Below are 1,971 nucleotides of genomic sequence, written 5' to 3'. Positions count from 1 at the left end.
TTTTAGGAATTTAAGGAAAACTAATGAAAAAAGTACTATTTGTTGTATTAACAGCATTATTATCGACGACGGCTTACGCTAATGATTGCATTATTGATTTTATTCTAGAAAAATTTGATCAAGCTTTCATTGCTTGTAACACTGAGGCTGAGCAGGGAGATAGCAGAGCTCAGTTTTACTTAGCCCTTCTGTATGGCGAAGGTAAGGGAGTCGAAGTTAATAAAGAAAAAGCGCTCTATTGGTACACTCAAGCAGCGGAACAGGGGCATGATGATGCGCAATATCATTTAGCACGTATATATGAATCAGGAGACGGTGTCGAAGTCAATAAAGAACAAGCGCTAAATTGGTATACTCAAGCGGCAAAAGTAGGGTATGTTTTGCCGCAATTAGAGTTAGTATATATGTATGATCAGGGTAAGGGTATCGAAGTCAATAAAGAAAAAGCACGATATTGGTACTCTCAAGCTAAAGCACAGGTAAAAGATAATTTGGCTGGCGTGCAACATCATTTAGCACGTATATATGACGAAGGTAAAGATGCTGTCAAAGTCGTCAAAGTTAATAAAGAAAAAGCGTTCTATTGGTATACAAAAGCAGCAATACGAGGGAGTGAGTATGCGCAATATGATTTAGCGCGTATGTATGATAAAGGTGATGGTGTCGAAGTCAATAAAGAGGAAGCGCTCTATTGGTATACAAAAGCAGCAGATTGGGAAAATACTGATGCAATGTATAGATTAGGTATTATGTATTATGAAGGTGATGGTGTTGAAAAAAATAGCAAGTTAGCTAGTAAGTATTTTGAACAAGCTTGTTATCTAAAATTTAAAGAAAGTTGTGATATCCTTTATAAAGAAATGGAATAAACATTATTTATAAATCACGCAAAAATAGAAATCTGCTAAAAGAACTGCTTTACATATTAAAGCAGTTCTTTTTTTATACCGCCTCAAAATGTCATTTATTCTGTTAACACAATTACTTTTTTGTTATAAATTGGCTCAACAGTGACACTTTGATGCGACCCAATAAGTTAGGGTGGTGTGTTAACCATTTTATCAACCATATAACCCGATACCGATAAGCGATTTAAAAGTACATTGTTAACAAGTAATAGATGGTAAACGTATTTTTGTTCTTTTCTTGCTAGCAGGCAAAATAAAAAAATTATTATATTTTAGGAATTTAAGGAAAACTAATGAAAAAAGTACTATTTGTTGTATTAACAGCATTATTATCGACGACGGCTTACGCTAATGATTGCATTACTTATTTAGAACAAGAAGTTTTTGATAAAGCTTTAGTTGTTTGTAACAGTGAGGCAGAGCAGGGAGATAGGGATGCTCAATATAACTTAGCACTGATGTATGCCGAAGGTGAGGGCGTCAAAGTCAATAAAGAAAAAGCGCTATATTGGTTTACTAAAGCCGCTGAACAAGGGGATGGTGATGCGCAATTTAGTATTGGGATTATGTATGCCGATGGTGAAGGTGTCAAAGTTGATAAAGAAAAAGCGCTATATTGGTATACTAAAGCCGCAGAACAAGGTGTTGGTGACGCACAATTTAATTTAGGATTGATGTATGACGATGGTGATGGTATCAAAGTTAATAAAGAAAAAGCGCTCTATTGGTATACTAAAGCCGCAGAACAAGGCATTGATGATGCGCAATATAATTTAGGATTGATGTATTACGAAGGTGAGGGTGTCGAAGTCGATAAAGAAAAAGCGCTCTATTGGTATACTAAAGCCGCAGAACAAGGGGTTGGTGACGCGCAATATAATTTAGGCCTTATGTATTACGAAGGAGACGGTGTCAAAGTCGATAAAGAAAAAGCGCTCTATTGGTATACTAAAGCCGCAGAACAAAGTGTTGATTCCGCGCAATATAATTTAGGCCTTATGTATTACGAAGGAGACGGTGTCAAAGTCGATAAAGAAAAAGCGCTCTATTGGTATACTAAAGC

The 1,971-nt window shown here is 36.0% G+C and carries 2 protein-coding genes; both read left to right on the top strand.

Annotated elements, in window-relative coordinates; genetic code table 11:
- Nucleotides 1-23 precede the first annotated feature (23 nt).
- Nucleotides 24-869 (top strand): tetratricopeptide repeat protein, encoded by an 846-nt coding sequence (locus tag J3U42_RS12145; protein WP_267336595.1) that lies wholly within the window; start codon nt 24-26, stop codon nt 867-869.
- Between the two features lie 332 nt (nt 870-1,201).
- A partial coding sequence (locus J3U42_RS12140; RefSeq protein WP_267336594.1) for a tetratricopeptide repeat protein occupies nt 1,202-1,971 on the top strand: 770 nt, incomplete at its 3' end.

Source organism: Gilliamella sp. B2923 (assembly GCF_026536565.1).
Classification (GTDB): Bacteria; Pseudomonadota; Gammaproteobacteria; order Enterobacterales; family Orbaceae; genus Gilliamella.
The sequence above is the reverse complement of the archived record's forward strand: the minus strand, read 5'-3'. Positions and strand labels throughout refer to the sequence as shown.

What these genes read in the sequence shown, in the direction of transcription:
- J3U42_RS12145 (WP_267336595.1), top strand. Translation starts at nt 24, where the DNA reads ATGAAAAAAGTACTATTTGTTGTATTAACAGCATTATTATCGACGACG.